This window comes from Ornatilinea apprima (assembly GCF_001306115.1).
Taxonomy (GTDB): Bacteria; Chloroflexota; Anaerolineae; order Anaerolineales; family Anaerolineaceae; genus Ornatilinea; species Ornatilinea apprima.
This window is the reverse complement of record NZ_LGCL01000045.1, coordinates 116,024-138,598: the sequence shown is the minus strand read 5'-3', so window position 1 is coordinate 138,598 and position 22,575 is coordinate 116,024. Positions and strand designations below refer to the sequence as shown.

At 59.5% G+C, this 22,575-nt stretch carries 14 protein-coding genes and 1 riboswitch; of the genes, 9 read left to right on the top strand and 5 right to left on the bottom strand.

Features of this window, described 5'->3' with window-relative positions; translation table 11 throughout:
* Window positions 1-22: 22 nt before the first annotated feature.
* Genes ADN00_RS18875 through ADN00_RS18865 form a run of 3 tightly spaced genes read right to left on the bottom strand, consistent with a single transcriptional unit; the run spans window position 23 to window position 3,046 of the window.
* A complete protein-coding gene (locus tag ADN00_RS18875; RefSeq protein ID WP_075064553.1) occupies window positions 23-1,261 on the bottom strand; it encodes a M24 family metallopeptidase in 1,239 nt (412 codons plus the stop codon).
* Entirely contained in the window at window positions 1,258-2,652 is a 1,395-nt protein-coding gene (selA, locus tag ADN00_RS18870; RefSeq protein ID WP_075064552.1) for an L-seryl-tRNA(Sec) selenium transferase, read from the bottom strand. Before selA ends, ADN00_RS18875 begins: the two co-directional genes overlap by 4 nt.
* Window positions 2,636-3,046, bottom strand: a complete 411-nt coding sequence (locus ADN00_RS18865; protein WP_152966424.1) for a hypothetical protein — start codon at window positions 3,044-3,046, stop codon at window positions 2,636-2,638. The genes selA and ADN00_RS18865 overlap by 17 nt, the downstream gene beginning before the upstream one ends.
* Window positions 3,047-3,246: 200 nt before the next feature.
* A riboswitch (SAM riboswitch) is annotated at window positions 3,247-3,358 on the top strand.
* 88 nt (window positions 3,359-3,446) lie between these two features.
* Between ADN00_RS18865 and metH the strand changes: the two genes are divergently transcribed.
* From metH to ADN00_RS20450, 8 genes are all read left to right on the top strand, one after another.
* On the top strand, window positions 3,447-6,971 hold the full coding sequence (metH, locus tag ADN00_RS18855; RefSeq protein ID WP_075064549.1) for a methionine synthase: 3,525 nt from the start codon (window positions 3,447-3,449) through the stop codon (window positions 6,969-6,971).
* A 666-nt stretch (window positions 6,972-7,637) separates the two neighbouring features.
* Window positions 7,638-8,408 carry a type III pantothenate kinase gene (locus ADN00_RS18850; protein WP_075064548.1) on the top strand — a complete coding sequence of 257 codons (771 nt, stop codon included), beginning with the start codon at window positions 7,638-7,640 and terminating at the stop codon, window positions 8,406-8,408.
* Entirely contained in the window at window positions 8,401-9,612 is a 1,212-nt protein-coding gene (coaBC, locus tag ADN00_RS18845) for a bifunctional phosphopantothenoylcysteine decarboxylase/phosphopantothenate--cysteine ligase CoaBC (protein ID WP_075064547.1), read from the top strand. Before ADN00_RS18850 ends, coaBC begins: the two co-directional genes overlap by 8 nt.
* The gene (locus ADN00_RS18840; protein ID WP_075064546.1) at window positions 9,584-10,729 is read left to right on the top strand and encodes a DUF3048 domain-containing protein; all 1,146 of its coding nucleotides are present in this window, start codon (window positions 9,584-9,586) and stop codon (window positions 10,727-10,729) included. The genes coaBC and ADN00_RS18840 overlap by 29 nt, the downstream gene beginning before the upstream one ends.
* Before the next feature lie 26 nt (window positions 10,730-10,755).
* Window positions 10,756-11,961 (top strand): DUF3048 domain-containing protein, encoded by a 1,206-nt coding sequence (locus tag ADN00_RS18835; protein ID WP_075064545.1) that lies wholly within the window; start codon window positions 10,756-10,758, stop codon window positions 11,959-11,961.
* Window positions 11,962-11,967: 6 nt separating this feature from the next.
* The gene (locus ADN00_RS18830) at window positions 11,968-12,696 is read left to right on the top strand and encodes a metallophosphoesterase family protein (protein WP_075064544.1); all 729 of its coding nucleotides are present in this window, start codon (window positions 11,968-11,970) and stop codon (window positions 12,694-12,696) included.
* Window positions 12,697-12,766: 70 nt separating this feature from the next.
* A complete protein-coding gene (locus ADN00_RS18825; protein WP_075064543.1) occupies window positions 12,767-13,744 on the top strand; it encodes a DUF4349 domain-containing protein in 978 nt (325 codons plus the stop codon).
* 127 nt (window positions 13,745-13,871) lie between these two features.
* Window positions 13,872-15,800: an ABC transporter ATP-binding protein gene (locus tag ADN00_RS20450; protein WP_330218355.1), complete on the top strand. Its 1,929-nt coding sequence runs from the start codon at window positions 13,872-13,874 to the stop codon at window positions 15,798-15,800.
* Here ADN00_RS20450 and ADN00_RS18815 read toward each other — a convergent pair whose 3' ends face one another.
* A complete protein-coding gene (locus ADN00_RS18815; protein WP_075064542.1) occupies window positions 15,801-18,185 on the bottom strand; it encodes a glycoside hydrolase family 36 protein in 2,385 nt (794 codons plus the stop codon).
* A gap of 179 nt (window positions 18,186-18,364) precedes the next feature.
* Between ADN00_RS18815 and ADN00_RS18810 the strand changes: the two genes are divergently transcribed.
* Complete coding sequence (locus ADN00_RS18810; protein ID WP_075064541.1) at window positions 18,365-21,160, top strand: helicase C-terminal domain-containing protein; 2,796 nt, start codon at window positions 18,365-18,367, stop codon at window positions 21,158-21,160.
* A 13-nt stretch (window positions 21,161-21,173) separates the two neighbouring features.
* Here the strand turns inward: ADN00_RS18810 and lysA are convergent, their stop codons facing one another.
* Window positions 21,174-22,478, bottom strand: a complete 1,305-nt coding sequence (lysA, locus tag ADN00_RS18805) for a diaminopimelate decarboxylase (protein WP_075064540.1) — start codon at window positions 22,476-22,478, stop codon at window positions 21,174-21,176.
* Window positions 22,479-22,575: the final 97 nt, after the last annotated feature.

Below are 22,575 nucleotides of genomic sequence, written 5' to 3'. Positions count from 1 at the left end.
AGATATCCTTTGCTTGCATCAGTCATGATTGCTTTACCGGTAAAATCAAATCCCTCGGGTAATCCACAAACGTTTGAAAACTGCCGTGGTCGTCAATCCAATAGGTGTCTTCCAGGCGCACGCCCATACTCAAATCCGGGTAATACAGGCCCGGCTCCACGGCAATCACATTGCCCGGCCGCAGCATATTCTCATTCCCCTCCGAAGGGGTGTAAAACGGCAGCTCATGCACATGCAAACCCACACCGTGACCTAGACCATGCACATAGCCTTCTTCAGTGGCCGGTTCACTCAGCACCGTTTTATGCCCCATTTCTTCAAACCATTCGCACACCAGTTTCTGGTAGGCTGAAAAGGGCGTGTCCACCGTCAGCGCGTGAGTCACGCGCTGGTAAACATCCAGCACCTGCTCATACAGGCGCAGCACCTCATCGGGAGCGTGCCCCAGGCACCAGGTGCGCGTAAAATCGTGGAAGTACCCCCCACCCTCTTCGCACGGGAAAATATCAAAGACAATCGTTTTGCCCAATTGCAGCAGATCGCTGTCGGTGCCGCTGCTGTGCGGCAGAGCCGCGTCGCGCCCAATCGCAAAGATGGTCGCTTCGGGGTTTTCCATGCCCTCTTCCATCAGCCACAGGTTGATCTTGCGCTTCACCTGTCCAATGGTTACCGGCGATCCATCCCGGTTTACCAGCGCGCCGGCCTTCACCGGGCAGCCGCTCAAAAAATCGGCCGTGTTGCCCACCACGCGGGCAGTCGCCTGCCCCACGCGCCGGATGCGCGCCAGTTCTGTTTCATCTTTGGTGGCCATCGCCCGCATCAGAATCCCCCCCCGCGACGCCCCAAAGAATTCCAACGCCGGCATCCGCACGCGTAGTTCAGCGAACAGGCTGGCGGTCAGGCCCGCGTCTTGCTCTCCAAACAAGGCCACTCGTCCCTCTGTCAGATGGAAATCCTGCAGGATTTTTTCCATGCGCCGCGCGCTGGCCTTCAAGTGATCTCCGCCGCATTCCTGCAGATAGACAGCCGCCGGGTAGTTTTTCAGGTTGACTGTTTTCAATCCGGTTTTCTGCGCTTCTCCGCGCTCCATCGATTCATGAAACAAAACCGGGGATTGCCCCCGCTTTTTGATCACCAGCGCCTGGGTCAGGTGCCCTCCGCCGGTCAAATACACCATATAGGGGTTGTGAAATCCGGCGCCCAGCACCATCAGCGCGTCCACATTTTCAACCTGCATCAATGCATCCAGCTCTTGTTTCATTCCTGTTCTTCCTTTTTGAACCGTCCTCCCGCGCCCATCGCGAGCGCGTTGGCCAAACCCACCAACAGCGCGCCTTCCTGCTCTGGCAACACCGTGCGTGGATCGAAAAGCACCTGGTCATTTTCCACCCGCGCGATGACCGGCGGGCTCATCTGCCGCAGCGCTTTCTGGAATGCCGCCAGCTTGGGCGGACGCAGCGCCAGAGCGTATGTGGGCAGGGTTTCTTCTGGCAGGCTGCCGCCCCCTACCGTGGAAACGCTCTCCACCACTTCGCCCGCGCCCAGGCTTGCCTGCCAGTGCCTGGCCCGCTTCTCCAATTGCTTTAACGGAGCGGAAATCATCACCCAGATGGGGATGGCGCGCTCCGCCTCTTCCTTCAGATAATGTTCCAGCGTCACCGCCAGCGCCGCCAGGCAGAACTTATCCGCCCGCACGGCCCGCGCCAACGGATGGCGTTTGACCTTCGCCACCAGATCGGCTTTGCCAACCAGAATGCCGGCCTGCGGACCGCCCAGCAGTTTATCGCCGGAGAAGCACACCAGGTCCGCGCCGGCCGCCAGCGACTCTTGCACCATTGGCTCGTGCGCCAGGCCGTAACGGCTCGTATCCAGCAGCGCGCCCGAACCCAGATCATCCAGCACGGGAACGCCGCGCGCGTGGGCTGCCTTCACAATCGCCGCGAAATCAGGTTCGTGGGTGAACCCAACCAGCTTGAAGTTGGAATGGTGCGCCCGCACCACCAGAGCGGACGGCTCTTCCAGCGCCTCTTCATAGTCCTGCAGGTTTACGCGGTTGGTCGTGCCAATTTCCACCAGCTTCGCGCCCGACTGCCGCATGACATCCGGCACGCGGAACCCCCCGCCAATTTCCACCAACTGCGAACGCGAAATGATTGCCCGCTTGCCCTTCGACAGCGCCGAAAGCGCCAGCAGCACCGCGGCCGCGTTGTTGTTCACCACCAGCGCCGCTTCAGCGCCGGTCAACCTGCGGATCAGGGCTTCGGCGTGCACGCTGCGCGAGCCGCGCTTGCCGCTTTCCAGGTCAAATTCGAGGGTGTTGTAACTGCTCAACAAAACGGCAAGCTGCTGCATATCCACGGTTGAGAGCGGCGCCCGCCCCAGGTTGGTATGCAGAACCACCCCGGTGGCATTGATCACCGCCTCCAGGGTGGGCTGAAATTGCTTCTGCAAGCGCTTTTTGGCCGCTTCCAAAATTCCGCCGTTTTTGGGCAGCGTGATTTCCTCACCGGCCAGCATGCTCTCTCTTAAGGCTGCCAGCTCTTCGCGGATGGCGTTCAGCGTCTGCCCCCGGCCGTATTCTGCCACCAATTCTGCCGCCTGTTTGTGCTGCAGCAGGCTGTCCACCGCCGGCAGATCACGCGGATTCGTCATGGGCTTCACTTTCCGGGTGGAACTGGCTGCGCTCTCTCCATCCCAGCAGAAATTCGATGATCAGGAACGCGGCCGCCATAAACACCACCAGCGCCAGGTTCAGCACCCGGCCCAACTGCAGCCACGCCAGCAGATTCCCATACACCCCCACCCAGATCGCCTGGCGCACAATCGTATCGCCGCGCGCGGGTGGTGTGGTGGGAAACCGCCGGTGAAAAAACCCGATCACCGGCAGCGCGGTGCCGCTCAAGGCCAGCGTTAAGAAAAAGAAGAACAACCAACGCGGCCACAGGGTTGGAAAGGTCTGAAACAGGATGACATACAGCCCAATCCAGCCGACCAGCGCCAGAACCAGCCCGCTCAGGGCCATTTTTCTCAATGAAGGAAACTTCATGCATTCACCTGATTGTCATTTTAGTAAATTATATCCCATCCCGCGCAGTTGAGGCTTCACGGCTTTCACCAGCTTGGACGGTAAAACAAGCTCACGCCTGTCATTGCCAAAGTGCTTTTTTTGCGGCTCCGCGAACCATCTTCCAATTCTTTCTTCTTGTGTTACAATCGAAAGCAATTCAATACGGATGAATTTTCCCCACATCATCCAGAGAGGTGGAGGGACCGGCCCGTAGAAACCTCGGCAACCGCTGTTTGCAGGTGCCAATTCCGGCAGAGACTACCTCCCGGTAGGGTATCTGAAAGATGAATGTGTTCTCAGCATATCCTGCCTCTTTCACCTTGGGCGTGAGGGGCATTTTTTAATATTTCACTTCAAACTGTTAAGCGGAGCAATGCGAATGGAACGAAAATATACCAACCGGCGCTATCTGGATCGCATGAAGGATCACGTTCTCGTCTTTGACGGCGCGATGGGCACCAGCCTGCAAAATTTCAACCTCACCGCCGCGGATTTCGGCGGCGAGAAACTGGAAGGCTGCAACGATTTTCTGGTGATCAGCAAGCCAGCGGTGGTCGAAGCCGTACACCGCTCCTTTCTTGAGGTGGGCGTGGATGTCATCGAAACCGATACGTTCCGGTCCAACCGTCTCACCCTCAGCGAATACGGCCTGCAAGACCGCGTAACCGAAATCAACTTTGCCGCCGCGCAGCTTGCCCGCCGCGTGGCCGACGAATTCAGCACCCCCGAACAACCGCGCTTTGTGGCTGGTTCCATTGGCCCCTCCGGCAAGCTGCCCTCAATGGACGACCCCGAGCTTTCCAACATCACCTTCGACCAGCTCGCCGATCTCTTCCGCGAGCAGGCCGCCGCGCTGATCAGCGGTGGGGCCGACCTGATTCTGATTGAGACTTCGCAAGATATTCTCGAAGTCAAAGCCGCCATTCAGGGCGTTCAACTGGCCTTTGAGCAGACCGGCATCTGGCTGCCCATTCAGGCCCAGGTAACCCTCGACACCACCGGCCGCATGCTCCTCGGCACCGATATTCAGGCCGTTTCCGCCATTCTGGAAGGCCTGCCCATCGACGTGATCGGCCTCAACTGCTCCACCGGCCCCGAGCACATGCGCCAACCGATCCAGTTCCTGGGCGAAAATTCGCCCATCCCCGTATCCTGCATTCCCAATGCCGGCCTGCCCCTTAATGTGGATGGCAAGGCCGTTTACCCGCTCAAACCTGAGCCTTTCGCCCTGGAGCTGTCGGACTTTGTCAACAAGTTTAATGTCAACATCGTCGGCGGCTGCTGCGGAACCACCCCCGAACACCTTAAAAAAGTGGTCGAAGCCCTGCGCGGGCATCAGCCCCAGCCGCGCACCCAGCAGCCTGAGCCGCGCCTGGCCTCGGCCATTCAGGCTTCGCCCATGCACCAGGAGCCCAAACCTTTGCTGATCGGCGAGCGGCTCAACACCCAGGGCAGCCGCAAATTCAAGCGCATCATCCTCGAAGAAAAATGGGACGAGGTCCTCTCCATTGCCAATGAGCAGTTGGAAGGCGGCGCGCACGCCCTCGACCTGTGCGTGGCCCTCACCGAACGCGCCGATGAAAAAGACATCATGCGCCGCGTGATTAAGCTGCTCTCACCGGTAGTGACCGCGCCGCTGGTCATCGACTCTACCGAGCTGGACGTGATTGAAACCGCGCTGAAGACCAACCCCGGCCGCAGCCTGATCAACTCCACCAACCTGGAAGCTGGGCGCGAAAAAGCCGATCAGATCTTTGCCCTGGCCAAACGCTTCAACGCCGCCGTGATCGTGCTGACCATTGACGAGCAGGGCATGGCCAAAACCGCCCAGCGCAAGCTGGAAATTGCCAGGCGCATTTACGACATCGCCGTGAATGAGCACGGCCTGCAGCCCGCCGACCTGGTCTACGATGACCTCACCTTCACCCTCGCCACCGGCGACGCCGAGTTCAGCCAGTCCGCGATGGAGACGATTGAGGGCATCCGCCTGATTAAGCAGGAGCTCCCCGGCGTGCTCACCTCGCTGGGGGTCAGCAACGTTTCCTTTGGACTTTCCGCGTCCGCGCGCGGCGTGCTGAACAGCGTTTTTCTCTATCACTGCGTGCAGGCCGGCCTGGATATGGCCATCGTCAACCCGGCATCCATTCGCCCCTACGCAGAAATTTCTGCCGAAGAGCGCGCTCTGGCCGAAGACCTCATCTTCAACCGCCGTCCCGACGCCCTGCAGGCCCTCATCCAGCACTTTGAGTCGGTCAGCGTGAGCAGCGATCAGGCCAGCGGATCGCGGGCAGCCATTCTGGCCGCGCTCACGCCCGAAGAACGCCTGCAGTGGCGCATCCTGCACCGCGATAAAGACAATATCGAGCAGGACATTGACGAAATCATTGCCCGGCCCACCAGCGCCACCCGCCACGAAACCGCCGTGGAGATTCTCAACAATGTTTTGCTCCCCGGCATGAAAGAAGTGGGCGACCGCTTTGGCGCGGGGGAATTGATCCTGCCCTTCGTGCTCCAATCGGCCGAGGTGATGAAGAAAGCCGTCTCTCACCTGGAGAACTATCTGGAGAAAGTGGAAGGCGTTACCAAAGGCACCATCGTCCTCGCCACTGTCTACGGCGACGTGCACGACATTGGCAAGAACCTGGTGAAAACCATCCTTGCCAACAACGGTTATACCGTCATTGACCTGGGCAAGCAGGTTCCCGCCGAAACCATCATTTCCAAAGCGGTGGAAGTGAATGCCACTGCCATTGGCCTCAGCGCCCTGCTGGTCAACACCAGCAAACAAATGCCGCTGATCGTCAACGAACTGCACCGCCGTTCACTGGAATTCCCCGTCCTGATTGGCGGCGCGGCCATCAACCGCAAATTTGGCCGCCGCATCCTCGTTACGGAAGACAACCAGGTTTACCAGCCGGGCGTTTTCTACTGCAAAGACGCCTTTGAGGGCCTCTCCACAATGGATGATCTCATCCACCCGCAGAAACGCGCCGGTCTGGTGCAAAAAATTCAGCGCGAATCGCAGATGGAATTGAACCGCGTGGAGCGCCCGCGAAACGCTTCGGGCGCCGGACGGCGCTCTGTTTCCGTGCAGCCAGCCCCCAGCGTACCACAGATTGCCCAATGGGGCGTGCGCGTGGTGCGCGATATGCCCCTGGATGCCGTCTTCCAGTGCATTTCAAAGAACGAGCTTTACCGCCTCTCGTGGGGCGCCAAAAACACCCACGGCGAAGAATGGACCCGCCTGGAAGCCGAATTTGAAGCCCGCCTCAACCGCATGCGCCGCGAAGCCCTGCAAGACCCCTGGCTGCGCCCGCAGGGCATCTACGGCTACTGGCCAGCCCAATCGGACGGCGACGAGCTGGTGATTTACGACCCGCAGTCGGACCTGGAATCCACGCCCGAAGAGCTGCTGCGTTTCGCCTTCCCGCGCCAGGAGAGCGGCGAACAGCTCTGCCTGGCCGACTACTTCCTGCCGGTGGGCTCATCACAAATGGACGTGGCCGCCTTCCAGGTGGTGACGGTGGGCCAGCAGGCCACCGAGCGCTTTGAGCGGCTGCAATCCAAAGGCGATTACGCCGAAGCCTACTTCGTTCACGGCCTGGGCGTGCAGGTGGCCGAAGCCGCCGCCGAATATCTGCACCGCCACATCCGCAGCGAACTGGCGCTCGAGCCGGAACGCGGCAAGCGCTACTCCTGGGGCTACCCGGCCATCCCCGACCTGGACGATCACCAAAAGGTATTCGCCCTGCTGCCAGCCGAAAAAGAACTGGGTATGACCCTCACCGAAGCCTTCCAGCTTGTGCCGGAGCAGTCCACCGCCGCGATTGTCATCCATCACCCGCAGGCCAAATATTACAACACCGGTGAGACCCGCATCGAGCAATTAATGAAAAACCAATAACCGCATCCAGCTTTTGCTGATTTGAGACTCAGTCCTTCCTGATTGTCCGGGGAGGACTGATTTTTTTATTTCTGTTTGGGCATCCCCGGCTTTCGCTGATCGAATAGCTCTTGTATAATGCAGATGAATCCAGATTGATGAAACTCGTAAATGAACGAGAAGGCGGGGAAATTCATATCGAAACGATATCACGCCTGCGCAGGGTGGCGTGAAGGGCGGACAATTTCCTGTGAGTCAAAAACATACTTTGCTTCCGCCCGACACCCACCAGCAATGAATTGCCTATGGGGCTCAGGTAATATGGAAGTCGCGATTCTTGTAGGTCGGGTTGAGGACACAACGTCCGAAACCCGACGGATAAAACCAAATATCGCCTGCGTAGGGTGGTGTGGAGGGCGGAAAATCTACCGTGAGTCAAAAATCACGTTACTTCCGCCCGTAACCCACCATCCATGAATTGCCAATGGCGCGCAGGCAACATGAATGTCTACCGCAGCGCAAGACCATCCCTTTCAATCTTGCGAGGGCTTCATATCTTTCTGAAAATCCTGTTGATATGGGGATACAGACCTCGCAACTTACTTTCCTCTTCTTCCCACAATTGTATAAACCTCATTTTGGGTTAGAATTAAGAACGTAATCCAATACAAACGAATGAGGACACCCATGCTGCTGACCATCGATATTGGTAACACGAACCTGACCCTGGGTTTATACGAAGGCTCCAAACTGGGCAACCGCTGGCGTCTCGCCACCGATCATGACCGCATGCCGGACGAATACGGCCTGCAAATCCTCGGCATGCTGCAGCACAGCGGCTGCTCCCCCAAACAACTGGACGGCATCTGCCTGGCTTCGGTCGTGCCCCCGCTGACCGGCCGCATCGTCAAGGCTTGCGAAATTTATCTGCAGGTTCCCATTCTCACCGTGGATGACAAAATCAATACTGGCATCACCATCCGCTACGACGACCCCAAAGCCGTCGGCGCAGACCGCATTGTGGACGCGGTCGCGGTGAACGCCTTTTATGGCGGCCCGGCCTGCGTGGTCGACTTTGGCACCGCCACCACCTTCGACGCGATCAACGCGCAGGGCGAGTACCTGGGCGGGGCCATCGCCCCAGGCATTGGCATCGCCGCGGACGCGCTCTTCATGCGCGCCGCCAAGCTGCCCCGCGTGGAATTGCAGCGCCCGCCTTCGGTGATCGGCTATAACACCGTGCACGCCATTCAATCCGGCCTGCTGTTTGGCTATGTCGCCCTGGTGGAAGGCATGGTGGCTCGTTTTCGTGCCGAGCTGGGGCCAGAAATGAAGGTCATCGCCACCGGCGGCCTGGCGGAAATTGTGGCCAAAGAAACAGACGTGATTAATATCATCGCCCCCTGGCTCACCCTGGACGGGCTGCGCATTTTATGGGAAATGAACCAGCATGAATAATCCCGTTCAAGGCAAAAAAATCGTCCTGGGTGTTACCGGCTCCATCGCCGCCTACAAAGCCGCTGAGATCGCCTCGCGCCTCACCCAATGGGGCGCGCAGGTGGACGTGGTGCTCACCGAATCGGCGCAGAAATTTGTTACCCCGCTCACCTTTTCCTCGGTTACCGGCCGCCCCGCCTACACCGAGGCCGACCTGTGGGGCGGGCAGGCGCATGTGACCCACATTGGCATCGCCCGCGGCGCCGACCTGCTGGTCATCGTCCCCGCTTCGGCCAATACCCTGGCCAAACTGGCCAATGGCATTGGCGACAATCTCCTCTCCGTTACGCATCTGGCAGCGTCCTGCCCGTTGATCATCGCCCCGGCGATGGACGCCGGCATGTACAGCCACCCCGCCACCCAGGCTAATGTGGAAACGCTGCAGCAGCGCGGCGCGCTCTTTGTCGGCCCGGCGGCCGGGCATCTCGCCTCTGGTCTGGTGGGGGTTGGCCGTCTGGCAGATCCGCAGGAGATTCTCGGCCTCATCCGCTTTACCCTCAGCCGCGGCGGTCCGCTCCAGGGCAAAAAGGTTGTGATCACCGCCGGCGGCACCCGCGAGCCGATTGACCCCGTGCGCGTCATCACCAACCGCTCCTCCGGCCGCCAGGGATACGCCGTCGCCCAGGCCGCCCTCGACGCGGGCGCGCAGGTAACCCTCATCACCACGCCCACCCAACTGCCGCTGCCGTACGGCGCAGAGGTCCTTTCGGTGGAAACCGCCGCGCAGATGGGCGACGCGGTGCTTTCTGCCTCAGCCCAGGCCGACGCGCTGATCATGTCCGCCGCCGTTGCCGATTTTCAACCCGTGCAGGCCGCGCCGCAGAAGATCAAAAAATCCGGCGCGCCGCCCGCCATTGAGCTGCGCCCCACCACCGACATTCTTTCCGCGGTTGCCGCCCAAAGGCAGACGCTGCAGCGCCCGCGGGTTGTCATCGGATTTGCCGCCGAAAGCCAGAATCTGCTGGAAAACGCGCGCGCCAAGCTGCAAGCCAAGCGCCTGGAGATGATTGTCGCCAATGACATCTCGGCTGCCGATGCCGGTTTCGAGGTCAACACCAACCGCGTTGTGTTCCTCACCCCCACGGCAGAGCCCGAAAGCCTGCCGCTCTTATCCAAAAGCGAAGTCGCCGGTCGCATTGTGCAAAGGCTGGTGGAATGGCTGTAAAGCTGCCCCGCCTGCTGCTGACACTCCTCCTCCTTCCCACGCTGGTCTCAGCGGCTGGCTGCCAGGCCGGGCTGCCCGCGCTGCTCGGCTCCTCTCCCCTGGAAACCCCCCAGGCGCCGGCTGCCACGCTCCCGCCGCCCACCTGTCTCCTGAGGTCAACCCCCTCACCGGCCTTCCGGTCGAGAACCCCGAAAACCTGAACCGCCTGCCGGTGATGATCAAAGTCTCCAACTTCCCGGCTGGGCCTGGCCGCCCGCACGCCGGGCTTTCGTACGCTGATCTGGTTTTTGAATATTACATCGGCGAATACATGAACCGCTTTCTGGCAGTCTTTTATGGACAAGACACCCCCAAAGCCTGGCCGCTGCGTTCGGGCCGCCTGATCGACCCGCAATTGGTCAATATGTACCACGGCGTCCTCGTTTATGGCTCGGCCGATGAGCGCGTGGACGAAAAGATCCTCACCGAACTGGGCATGCGCGCCATCTCCAACCTCAACGCCCCCTGCCCGCCCATCTGCGGCGAGCTGACCCACAGCGCCACCGGCGTCTATGTCGATTCGGCCTCCGTAACCGAATTCACCTCGCGCCACGGCGTCGAGAACACCCGCCCCGACCTGCGCGGCATGCTCTTCAGCGAAACCCCGCCCCAAACCAGCCAGTACGGCGCGTCGGTGCTGGTGCAGTACATCCGCTGGAATCGCGGCGAGTGGCGCTACGATGACCAGAGCGGCAAATACCTGCGCTGGATTGAGTCCTGGGATCAGGGCGATGAATACCCCCTCATCCCGCTGGTAGACCAACTCACCGGCGAGCAGTTGGCATTTTCCAATGTGGTTATTCTCTTTGCCAACTATATTGAGTACAATTATCGTCTGCACGATGTGGAAATCTGGGATAATACAGAAATGCAGCGTGCGGTTTTCTTTCGCGACGGATTGATGGTCGATGGGTTTTGGCGAGCCCCCCTGCGCGACCATCCCATTCAGTTCTTCAACCAGCAAGGGCTCCCCATGCAGCTCAAACCCGGTAACACATGGGTTGTGGTGGCCGGAAAGAGTTCAGAGTTCAACCAATCCTCACCAGGTCAATGGCAATGCTTGTTTGACATTCCCTGAAAGGACCCGAATACAGGCAGGAATTTATGTTCAAGAAAACAACTATCGCAGCCGTATTGATCCTCCTTCTGCTCAGCGCCTGTCAGGCCGCCGGTGTTGGCCCCAAAACCGACGCCTCCGGCAGCGACCAGGACGCTTCGGTCAACGCTTCTTCAACACCCTTCCAGCCGGTAACCCCGGCAGCAACCAACACACCGGTGCCCACGTCCACACCCATTCCCACCCCCACCGCCACACCCATTCAGGTTGGGCCTTCTGGTTTCTCCGAAAACACCAACCCGCTCACCGGCCTGCAAGTGGAAGACCCCGCCATCCTCAATCGGCGGCCGTTGATGATTAAAGTCGCCAACTTCCCGCGCGAAGGCCGCCCGCACGCCGGTCTCTCCTCGGCCGATATTGTCTTTGATTACTATATCGGTGAAGGCACCAACCGCTTCATGGCCGTTTACTACGGGCAAGACGCGGAGAAGATCGGCCCGATGCGCTCCGGCCGTCTGGTCGATGCCCAGCTCACCCGCCTTTACCAGGGCGTGCTTGGCTTTGTCAGCGCCGACCCCAACAAAGTATTTCCGGTGCTGTACAACAATCTCGGCCTGCGCGCCATCACCCAGATGGGCGATAGCTGCCCGGCGATTTGCGACGACGGCCAGCACACCGTCATCAGCGTCTTCGCCAATTCGGCCGCCTTCAGCCAATATGCCGCCAACCGCGGCGTGGATGTGGCCCGCCAGAATCTGGACGGGATGTATTTCTACTCGGTAGCGCCCAGCGGCCAGCCCGGCCAGCAAGTTACCCTCAAATATAACGCCTATAACTTCAGCCAGTGGCGCTACGACGCCGAACGCGGGCAGTACCTGGCCTGGATGGAGACTGCTGACGTCAACAATAATATTTCCACCGTAGAGCTGACGGACCGCAACACCGGCCAGCAGCTCACCCGCGACAACGTCATCATCCTCTTTGCGCCTTACAACGAACTGGCCCCCACGCTGCACGAGATCGCCCTGTGGAACAACGCCCAAGGCAAACGCGCCGTGCTCTTCCGCGATGGACAAATGATCGAGGCCATCTGGAAAACCCCCGGCACCGACCAGCCCATCCAGTTCTTCACCAGCGACGGCAATCCGCTGCCGCTGAAGCCGGGCACTTCGTGGATCATGATCGCCGGAGAAAATTCCCTTCTGGCAGAGCAAGATACCGCCCAATACGAGCTTCAGTTCCGCCTGCCCTGATCCTTTATGAAAGTACTGATCATCTCCGATATCCACGCCAACCTGACCGCCCTGGAGGCTGTGCTCGCCGACTGCGGCTCGTTTGACGCCGTCTGGTGTCTGGGAGATGTTGTGGGGTACGGTCCCGATCCCAATGAATGCGTTGAATTGGTGCGCTCGCTACCCAACCTGGTTTGCATCCTCGGCAATCACGACGCCGCTGCTTTGGGTGAACTGGAACTGGAATCGTTCAATTATGACGCCCAGCTTTCCACCCTCTGGACTCAGCAAACACTGACCGAAACAAACCGGCGCTTTCTGCTCAAACTCCCAGAGGCGCAAACGCTGGACCAGGTAACGCTGGCGCACGGCAGCCCGCGCAACCCGGTGTGGGAATATGTATTGGACACCTACACCGCCCGCGCCAATTTTCAATTCTTTTCCACACCGTTCTGCTTTGTGGGCCATTCGCACCTTCCACTGGCTTTCTTTCAAAAAGAAGACCAATCGGAGGTGATGATGCAGATTTTCCACGAAGACCAGACCATCACCCTCAAACCGCGCGCCATTATCAACCCCGGCTCGGTGGGCCAACCCCGCGATCACGACCCCCGCTCTTCGTACGCCATTTATGACACCACATCTCAACGTTGGGAATTCCGCAGGGCTTCATACGCTGTATCCACGGTGCAAGAACGCATCCGCCGCGCCGGGCTGCCAGACCGGCACGCGCTGCGCCTTTCTTATGGCTGGTAGGGAACTTTTTTACGGGTTGACCGTCTACACAGTAGAAACAACGCCCATGCGGAATAAAGGAGGAAATTAGATGAAAAAGAAAACCCTGATCGCCCTTGTTATCCTGGCCATGACCCTGGCTGCCTGCTCTCCGGCCGCGTCCACGCGGTCCTTAAACGCGGTCGCCGAAGAAAAAGGCTACGAGAGTATGCCGATGGAAGCCCCGGCTGCTGCCGCGCCTGCAATGGAAATGGATTCCGGTTTTACCGCTAACAGCTACAGCGGCGATACCGTTCAGGCCCAGGCCGTGGAACGCATCGTCATCAAGAATGCCAGCCTGTCGATTGTGGTGGTCGACCCCGCCGTGGCGATGGATACCATTGGCAAGATGGCCGAGTCAATGGGCGGCTTCATCGTCAGCTCCAACCTGTATAAGTCCTACACCAGCCAGGGAGTCGAAGTCCCCGCCGGAGACATCACCATCCGCGTGCCCGCTGATGGGCTGACCTCCGCCCTCGATCGGGTCAAAGGTTTGGTGGAAGACCCCAAAACCGACATTCGCAATGAGAACGTATCCGGCCAGGACGTTACCCAGGAATACACCGACCTGCAGTCCCGCCTGCGCAATCTGGAAGAAGCCGAAGCCCAACTGCGTGAAATCATGGCCTCTGCCACCAAGACCGACGACGTTCTCCAAATCTTCAATGAGCTGACTCGCGTTCGCCAGGATATTGAAGTGCTGCAAGGCCAGATCAACTATTACAACGAAGCCTCGCGCCTGTCTTCGATCAGCGTCAGCATCATCAGCAAGGCCTCCGTCGAACCCCTCACCGTCGCCGGCTGGCAGCCCGTGGGTGTGGCGCGCGACGCCCTGCAGGCCCTGGTCGACGCCTTCCAGTTCATTGTCAACGCCCTGATCTGGATAGTGCTCTTCATCCTGCCGGTGCTGCTGCTCATCTTACTGCCCATTTACCTGGTCTTCCTCGCCATTCGCGCCCTGGTGCGCCGGCGGAAAGCCCGCAAGGTTGCTGCTGCCCCGCAGGAAGAACCCAAGCAGCCAGTTGAATAAGAAGCCCTGAAATAAGAATTTCTCCGCCCGTTTCAACGCCAGAAACGGGCGGTTTTCTTTGGACATTTCACCTGACGCATTTGGTTGATTCGGTTACAATCAACCCACGGATAGAAAGGAAGCAAACATGGGCACACACGGCATGGGATTGATGCACTATTTCCGCTCGGAATCGGAACCAACCAAAGTTACCTGGGCTTTGATGAAGCGCGTTCTCGCGTACGCCCGTCCCTACGGCTGGAAGATACTGGGCATGCTCCTGCTGATTCTGGTCGGCACCGGCTTCACCCTGCTTACCCCCTTGATCATCCGCGAGCTGATTGACCGCGCCATCCCCGCCGGAGACCTGAACCGGCTTGTACTCCTTTCTCTGGGACTGCTCCTCATTCCGGCTATTGGCGGCGGGGTCAACGTTATTCGCCGCAAGCTCAACGCCCAAGTCGGGGAAGGCGTCATCTTTGACTTGCGCGTCGCGCTGTTTTCCCATATCCAGCGCATGTCGCTGAACTTCTTTACCCACACCCGCATCGGCGAAATCATGAGCCGCCTCAACAACGATGTGGTCGGCGCGCAGAACGCCATCAGCAACACGATTGTCAACATCATCACCGATCTGATTGAAGTGGTGGGGGTGCTGGCGGTGATGCTCACCCTCGAATGGCGACTCACCCTCGTCTCGATCGTCATTTTGCCCCTCTTTCTGCTGGCCGCCCGCGCTCTGGGCAGCCGCCTGCGCGACCTGGCCCGCGAGCAGATGGATCACAACGCGCGCATGAACGCCATGATCAACGAGACCTTGAGCATCGGCGGCGCGCTGCTGGTCAAGCTCTTTGGCCGCACCACCCTGGAAGACGAGCGTTTCACCGAACGCGCCAGCCGCGTGCGCGACCTGGGTATTCGCCGCGCCGTGGTGGGCAATTCGTTTTTCGTCATCATCGGATTGCTCAGCGCGGTGGGCACCGCCCTGGTGTACGGTTTGGGTGGGTATTTCGTCATCCAGAAAGCGTTCACCGTCGGCACGATTGTGGCTTTTGGTTCGTATCTCTCTTCACTGTACGGTTCGCTGCAGGGATTAGCCACCGCACCCGTGGAATTTGCCACCTCAGTGGTCAGCTTTGAGCGCGTGTTTGAAGTCATCGATCTCCCCCTGGAAATTCAGGAAAGCCCGCATCCGGTAACGATCACCCAACCGCGCGGAGAGCTTTCATTTGAGAACGTAACTTTTCATTACGGCATCGATGAAAAAAACCTGCTTAAAGACGTGCGCCGATATGGCCAGGTAGACCAGGTTTCGGCTGTCCTCTCCGGAGACGCGCCGCAGACAGCCCCAGCGCTCTCGCAAGCGAGGGAAACCGCCCTGGAAGATATCAGCTTTTCTGCCCATCCCGGCCAGTTGGTAGCCCTGGTTGGCCCATCCGGGGCCGGCAAAACCACCCTCACCTATCTGATTCCCCGCCTCTACGACCCTGGCGCTGGCTGCGTGCGCCTGGACGGGGTGGACATTCGCGAGCTGTCATTGGACTTTCTCTCCTCAATGATCGGCATGGTCACCCAGGAGACGCACCTCTTTCACGACACTATCCGCACCAACTTAATCTACGCGAAGTTGGACGCCAGCGACCAGGAAATTGAAGACGCCGCCCGCGCGGCCAACATTCACAATTTTATCGCCGCCCTGCCGGATGGCTACAACACCATCGTCGGTGAGCGCGGCTACCGCTTGAGCGGCGGCGAGAAACAGCGACTTGCCCTGGCGCGCGTCATCCTCAAAAATCCGCGCATCCTCGTCCTCGATGAAGCCACCAGCCATCTCGACAGCGAATCGGAGTCCCTGATTCAAGAAGCTCTGCGCCGCGTGATGGCTGGCCGCACCAGCATCGTCATCGCTCACCGTCTCAGCACCATTCTGGCTGCCGATCAGATTCTGGTGATAGATCGCGGGCGCATTGTCGAGCGCGGCAATCACACCAGTCTGTTGGCGGCTGGCGGGCTGTACGCGCACCTCTACCAGACCCAGTTCGCCGAAGGTCACAAACCCGCTGCGAACGGCCAGTAATCATTCCCAGGCAACGGTCAGCCAGCCGCCATCGCTTTCAGGGACGGAAAACCGCATAACGCCGCCCGGCATCTGCTCAGCGTGCAGGTGCTGTCCGTTCCACTCGGCGCTGGTCAAGCGCCCCGGCAGGTGAAGGTCCACCACGCCGCCCAGGCTGCGCCCCAGACCCAGCCGCGCGGACAGGCTCTGCTTATGAACAAGCCACTCCTGCACTTCCATTCCCTGGGAAAAATGCAGGCTGCTGCCCGCGTACGCGGGCGCGGCTTCCGGCAGAGGGCGCACCGCCAACAGAGCGCAGCCGTGCGCCTCAAGCCACCCGCGGAACAGCGCGTCATCCGCCTCGCTCACCCAGCTTTTCCCATCCCAAAACGAGCGCACCAGTACGCGGCCGGGCTGGCAAGCCAGTTCACTGCGCTGCACCTCCATCATTTTTGCCTGATCACTCCAGTTGAACACCCCGGCCACCCACCATTCCCCGGCCGCGCCGCGCAAATCTACCCGCGCGCGCTCCGGGCTTACCCGGTCAAACCAATCCGTCACCACCATCGATTCACGCAGGGTCGGCAGCAGCGCCCGCGCGATTTCCAGCCGCTCAACCGGCAGCCCCGGCAGATCATCAGACAGCAGCAGCGACCCGCCGCTCAAACCGATCACCGTTGCCAGCGACTGCACCTCTGCCAGGCTCAACTGGCTGCGCTCCCGCACCACCAGGCAGTCCGGGTCGTTGATAAACCAGCGCCGGTGCATCGGCGCGCGCGTCAGCACATTTTGAATCGCGTTGCGTGCGCTGGGCATATTGGGCTCTTCGCGGAACAGAAAATCCAGTCCGCCGTAGGCCGGGCGCCAGCTTCCGCTCACGTCTGCGCCCACGCGCATCGCGTCGAACAGCCCCAGCGCCGAGCCGATCGGGCAGCCGCAGGCCAGCAAAGTCGTCTGCGGGCCGGCCGCCTCGCGAATCAGTTTCAGCGCGTCCCGCAATACCTGAGCGCGCGTTTTTTTCGGGTCGTGGTAACAACCGCCCTTCACCACCGCTGCGTATAAGAAATCCAGCTTCAAATAATCAAAGCCCCATTCCCGAACGGCGGTTTGAACCACCTCGCGCACATACGCCTGCGCCTGTGGGTGAGTCAGATCCAGCGCGCTGGTAAACACATTCCAGATAAATCCGGCATTCACCGGGCGGCCGTTACGCTGACGCAGCAGCCAATCCGGGTGGTCTCGGTAAACATCCGACCTGGGATGCACAATAAATGGCGCCAGCCACAGCCCCGCCTGGCAGCCCGCCCGCGAAATATCCGCCGCCAGACCCGCCACACCGTCAGGAAAACCCGCGCGAAAGGTCAGCCAATCACCCACTTCGTGCTCAAAACCGTCGTCAATCTGCACCAGCCCCAGTGGCAGGCGGGGTTTCATCGCTTCAATCACCGTCAGGTTGGCGCGGATTTTCTCCTCGCTGATGTTCTGGTAAAACTCATACCACGAGCACCACCCGGCCGGGATTTCCTTCAACGCGCCAACGCCGTTCTCCCGCGCGGCCGCGTCAAAGTAGACAGCCGCTTCTTCCGGGCAGTCCACATGCAGCGGCAGCAGCATCACCCAGTCGGTTTCCAGGCTTTCTCCAGGGTCTAAAAGCACGCCGTCGCAGTTCGCCCATACCCGCAAATTAATTTCATCGTTTAGCTCAACTTTTACCGTTCCAAACTGCTCGCGCTGCGACAAAAAGCCCACCCAAAGTGCCGCGCGCCGCTGTCGGTCGCCCAGCACGCCAAAAAAATCGCCCGCGTAATCGCCCGCCCGACGCGGCTGGGGCGTGCCCGCGTTGATAAACAGCGGGCTTTGAATCCACTTCAGCCGGCTGCGTTTTTCCGCTTCGTCGTGTCCATAAGCCGCCGTCCACGACCACGACTGCCAGCCATGCGAATAAAACGCCAGGTTCTGCGCCTTTCCCCCGCCGGGGAACAACACGCTGCCCTTTTTTTTCCCCCCTCTTGCCTGCCCAATGCGCAGCAAATCCATCTGTTCCATCCGCAGCGGCGTTTCGCCCTGGTTGGTCACTTTAATCTTCCACATCACAAAAGGCTGCTCCAGCGGCAAACCAAAGGTTATCTGGGCGGCCAACCCCGCCTCATCCGCGCCCACATCCAGTAAAATCAGTTCAGTCTCCCCGTGAGCGGTCTCTTCTACCTGGTTGGCATAGCGGCTCACTGGCGTCCAGCTCCGGCTCAGCCATTCCACCCGCTTCTTTTCTCGCCAATAGACCACCCGCATGTGCGCGTCTTCCACTTGCGGCAGATCTTCTCTACCACTTCCCAGGGGGAAAATATCAAAACAACCTGATTCGGGATTGCACGCCAAACGCATCGTTTCTGTCTGGTAATCTGGCATACCTGTCTGCTCCTGTGAAGTGGATTCAGTTGAAAAAAGGGAAGAAAACCAGGACCGCGCCAGGCAGTCCACTGCCAATATCATATCACAATCAAGATCGCCGCTGCCGCCTGGCTAGTTCAGAAAATCTGTTCTGAAATCCGTCGATTTTCTCTCTTTTGGAGTGGTATAATCCTCGCATGCCTTCCATTGTTGCCCTGGATATTGAAACCACCGGTCTGGATCCCTATCGGGACGAAATCATCGAGATCGGCGCTGTCCGATTTAACGGCAAGCGCGTCGAAGATGAGTGGACCACGCTCATCAAACCCCGCCAGCCCATCCCGCCCTTCATCACCCAACTCACTGGCATTTCCAATGAGATGGTCTATAAGGCACCCGAAATTCAAGAGGTCATCCAGGAATTTGCCGATTTTGTGGGTAATTCACCCATTCTTGGGCAGAACATCCAGTTTGACCTTTCCTTTTTGCAGCGAAACCGCATTCTGCAAAACAACCAGGTGATCGACACCTACGAGCTGGCTTCTGTGCTGATGCCCACCGCCGGGCGTTACAATCTATCGGCGCTGGGGCAGGCGCTGGGCATCATTCTTCCCGGCGACGCGCACCGCGCCCTCTACGACGCTCAGCTAACCACTGCCGTCTACCAGGCGCTGGTGCAGCGCGCCATGCAGCTGCCCCTCGAGCGCATCGCGGAGTTTGTGCGCCTGAGCGAGCCTTTTGATTGGGGCGCGTCTTATGTTTTCCAAAGTATTCTTAAAAACCGCGCTTATGAACCGGTCAAAGCCGGCGAGAAAAGCCATATCCTCACCAGTCAGGTGCTGCATCCATTTGATAATGGCATTCCCCTGGAGCCAGCCGGGCAGATCACGCCCCTCGACCCAGAAGAGGTCTCGGCATTGTTGGAATACGGCGGGCCATTCTCGGCCTACTTCGCGGGCTACGAGCAGCGCCAGCAGCAGGTAGAAATGCTGCGCGCCGTTACAAAGGCCATTTCCGATGGCCGCCATCTCATGGTTGAGGCGGGCACCGGCACCGGCAAATCTTTTGCCTATCTCATTCCGGCTGCCTTGTGGTCGATTCAAAATGGTATGCGCGTGGTGATCTCAACCAACACCATTAACCTGCAAGACCAGTTGATCAACAAAGATGTTCCCGACCTGGCCGCCGCCCTCAACCTGGATCTGCGCGCCACGGTATTGAAAGGCCGCTCCAATTATCTTTGCCCGCAGCGCCTGTTAGCCATGCGTCAGCGCGGTCCCGACACGGTGGAAGAGATGCGCGTCTTGGCCAAGATTCTGGTCTGGTTGGATGAAGGCGGCAACGGTGACCGCAACCAGATTAATCTGAACGGACCGATTGAGCGCGAAGTGTGGATGCGCCTCTCCGCCGAAAACGAAGGCTGCAAGCAGGAAAAGTGCCTGAGCAAGCTGGGCGGGGTCTGCCCCTTCTACCAGTCGCGCCGCGCGGCCGAAAGCTCTCACATCGTCATTGTCAACCACGCCCTGCTGCTGGCCGATGTAGCTACCGGCAACCGCGTGCTGCCCGAATACGAATACCTCATTATCGACGAAGGCCACCATCTCGAATCGGCGGTAACCAGCTCGTTGAGCTTTGAAGTCAATCAGGCCGATCTTTTCCGCATGCTCAAAGAGCTGGGCGGCACCAACACCGGCGTCCTCGGCCACATCGAGCGCCTGCTGATGGGCAAAATCAACCCGGCCGAAGGCGCGGCCTTGAATCAGGCCGTTGTGCGCCAGACCGATCTCAACTTCCGCCTCGAGCACGACATCACCAGCTTCTTCAAATCGCTCGATCTCTTCCTGCAAGAACAGCGCGAAGGTCGCCCGGTGGGCGCCTACGGCCAACAGGAACGCATTACTCCGGCTACCCGCACCCAGCCTGCCTGGACGGAAGTGGAAATCGCCTGGGACGCCGCCAGCGAGACCTTCAAGCTGCTCCTCAACCTGCTGACCCAATTGATCAAATCGCTGGGAACATATTCCGACTCCTCGGATAACGATCTGGAAGACAGCCTGGGCAACCTGTCCAACGTTTTTCGGCGCTTGAGTGAAACGCACCAGCAGATGGCTTCGATGGTGACTGATTCCAACACCGACTCCATTTATTGGGTCGAGGTCAAGCCCAACCGCAACCAGCTTTCGCTCAACATTGCCCCGCTGCACATCGGCCCGCTGATGGAGAAATACTTATGGCTGGAGAAAACCAGCGTGATCGTTACCTCGGCCACGCTCACCGCCAACGGCGAGTTCGACTACCTGCGCAACCGCCTCTTCGCCTCCGACGCCGATGAGCTTGCTTTAGGCTCACCTTTCGATTACGAAACCGCCGCCCTGCTTTATATCACCGACGACATTCCCGAACCGGCCAATGCCAGCGCTTATCAGCGCAGCCTGGAACACACCGTTCGCAGCCTTGCCGTGGCCACCAGCGGGCGCATGCTGGTTCTGTTTACCTCATACGCCCAACTCAAAAAAACCTCTGCCAGCATCGGGCCTTTCCTGGCCGACCACGGGATTCAGGTTTACGAGCAGGGCGAAGGCGCGTCGGCCAGCAGCCTGCTGGAAAATTTCAAAGCCTCGGAAAAAGCGGTTTTATTAGGAACGCGCTCCTTCTGGGAAGGCGTGGACATCCCCGGCGAGGCTCTTTCCGTGCTGGTGATCACACGCCTGCCGTTCGACGTGCCCTCCGACCCGATCATCGCCGCCCGTTCAGAGACCTTTGAAGACCCCTTCAACGAATACAGCCTGCCCGAAGCCATTCTGCGCTTCCGCCAGGGATTTGGCCGACTCATCCGCACCGAATCGGACCGCGGCATTGCCGTAGTGCTCGATAAGCGCATCCTCACCAAACGCTACGGGCGCATGTTCATCGAATCGCTGCCCGAATGCACCCGCCGCGTGGGCAAAATGAGCGACCTGCCCGGCCAGGCGCAGCGCTGGTTGAACATCTAATTTTCCGCTTTCTTTATTCCCCCATCCAATAGCCCCGCTCGCCGGGGTCTTCGCGCTGCTGTAGAACTTCCGCCTTGCCGTCCTCCAGCCACAAAACTGCCGGGCGTGCTGCCAGGTTGTAATTGGACGCCATGCTGATCTGGTACGCCCCTGCCGCCGGCATGGCGATCCGCTCTCCGCGCCGCACTTCCGGCATTTGAATCGAAGGGATGAGAATATCCCCCGTCTCACAGAACTTTCCCACCAGCATGCTTTCGCGCCGCGCCTCCGGCATTTCGCGCGCTGCCAGTTCGGCTATGTAACTGGCCGAATACATCGCCGGCCGGGGATTATCGGCCATGCCGCCATCCAGCGCGATGACATACACGCCCTCACCATTGGTCTTGGATGTGGTTACCGAATACACCGCCACGCCCGCGCGCGCTGCCATCCAGCGGCCGGGTTCCAACACCAGCTCTGGCAGCGGCCAGCCGCGCTTGCCGCTTTCCATCATCAGCGTCTCACTCACCGCGCGGATCCAGCGCTCGCCATCATTCTCGGCATGTTGCGGCACATAGCGCACGCCCCAGCCCCCACCGGTGCTGATCTTCTGCGGGATATATCCCGCCCGCTCCGCCAGAAGACATAACTGCTCCACAGCCTTCTGGTACGGCGCGGCGTCAAAAATTTGCGAACCCAGGTGAATATGCAGCCCGGTCAGCGCCAGCCACGGCTCGCCCAGCGCCTGTCGGATCAGCGCTTCGGCTTGCCCGTCAGGGATTGAAATGCCAAATTTACTACCCGTTTGCCCGGTTTGCACGTGCGGGTGCGTATCCACATCCACCCCTGGGGTAATCCGCAGCCAGATGCGCGCCTGGGTCTGCCGATTTTCGGCCAGGCGGGCCAGAAACTGCAATTCTTCCGGGCTATCCACGACAATCGCGTCGATGCCCCATTCCAACGCGAAGCGCAGCTCAGCTTCCGTTTTACCGTTGCCATGCAAATGCACGCGCTCGCCATCAAAACCCGCCTTGCGCGCGATTTTCATCTCGCCCAGGCTCACGGTGTCAATTCCTACCGGCATAGCCGCCAGTTTTTCGGCAAATTTCAGCGACAAATACGCCTTCGAGGCGTACGCGACCGTGAACTTCCCTGCATAGTGCGCTGCGCCCCAGCGCGCCAGGCTCGCGGCCTGTTCGCGTACCGTACGGCCGTCCAGTAAATACAGCGGCGTTCCCCACTGGTCGCAGAGCGCGTTGACATCACAACCGGCGATCTGCATCCTGCCCGCGCTGTCTCGTTGATAGCTCATCGGGAAAATATCAGCGTTCGTATTCATCGTTGTCTGGTCTCCTGGCAGGTGGAATGCCTCCAATGTACCACAAATCCTCTTTTTGAGGGCCGGAAATTCCATGATTTTCAATATTTCAGATGCT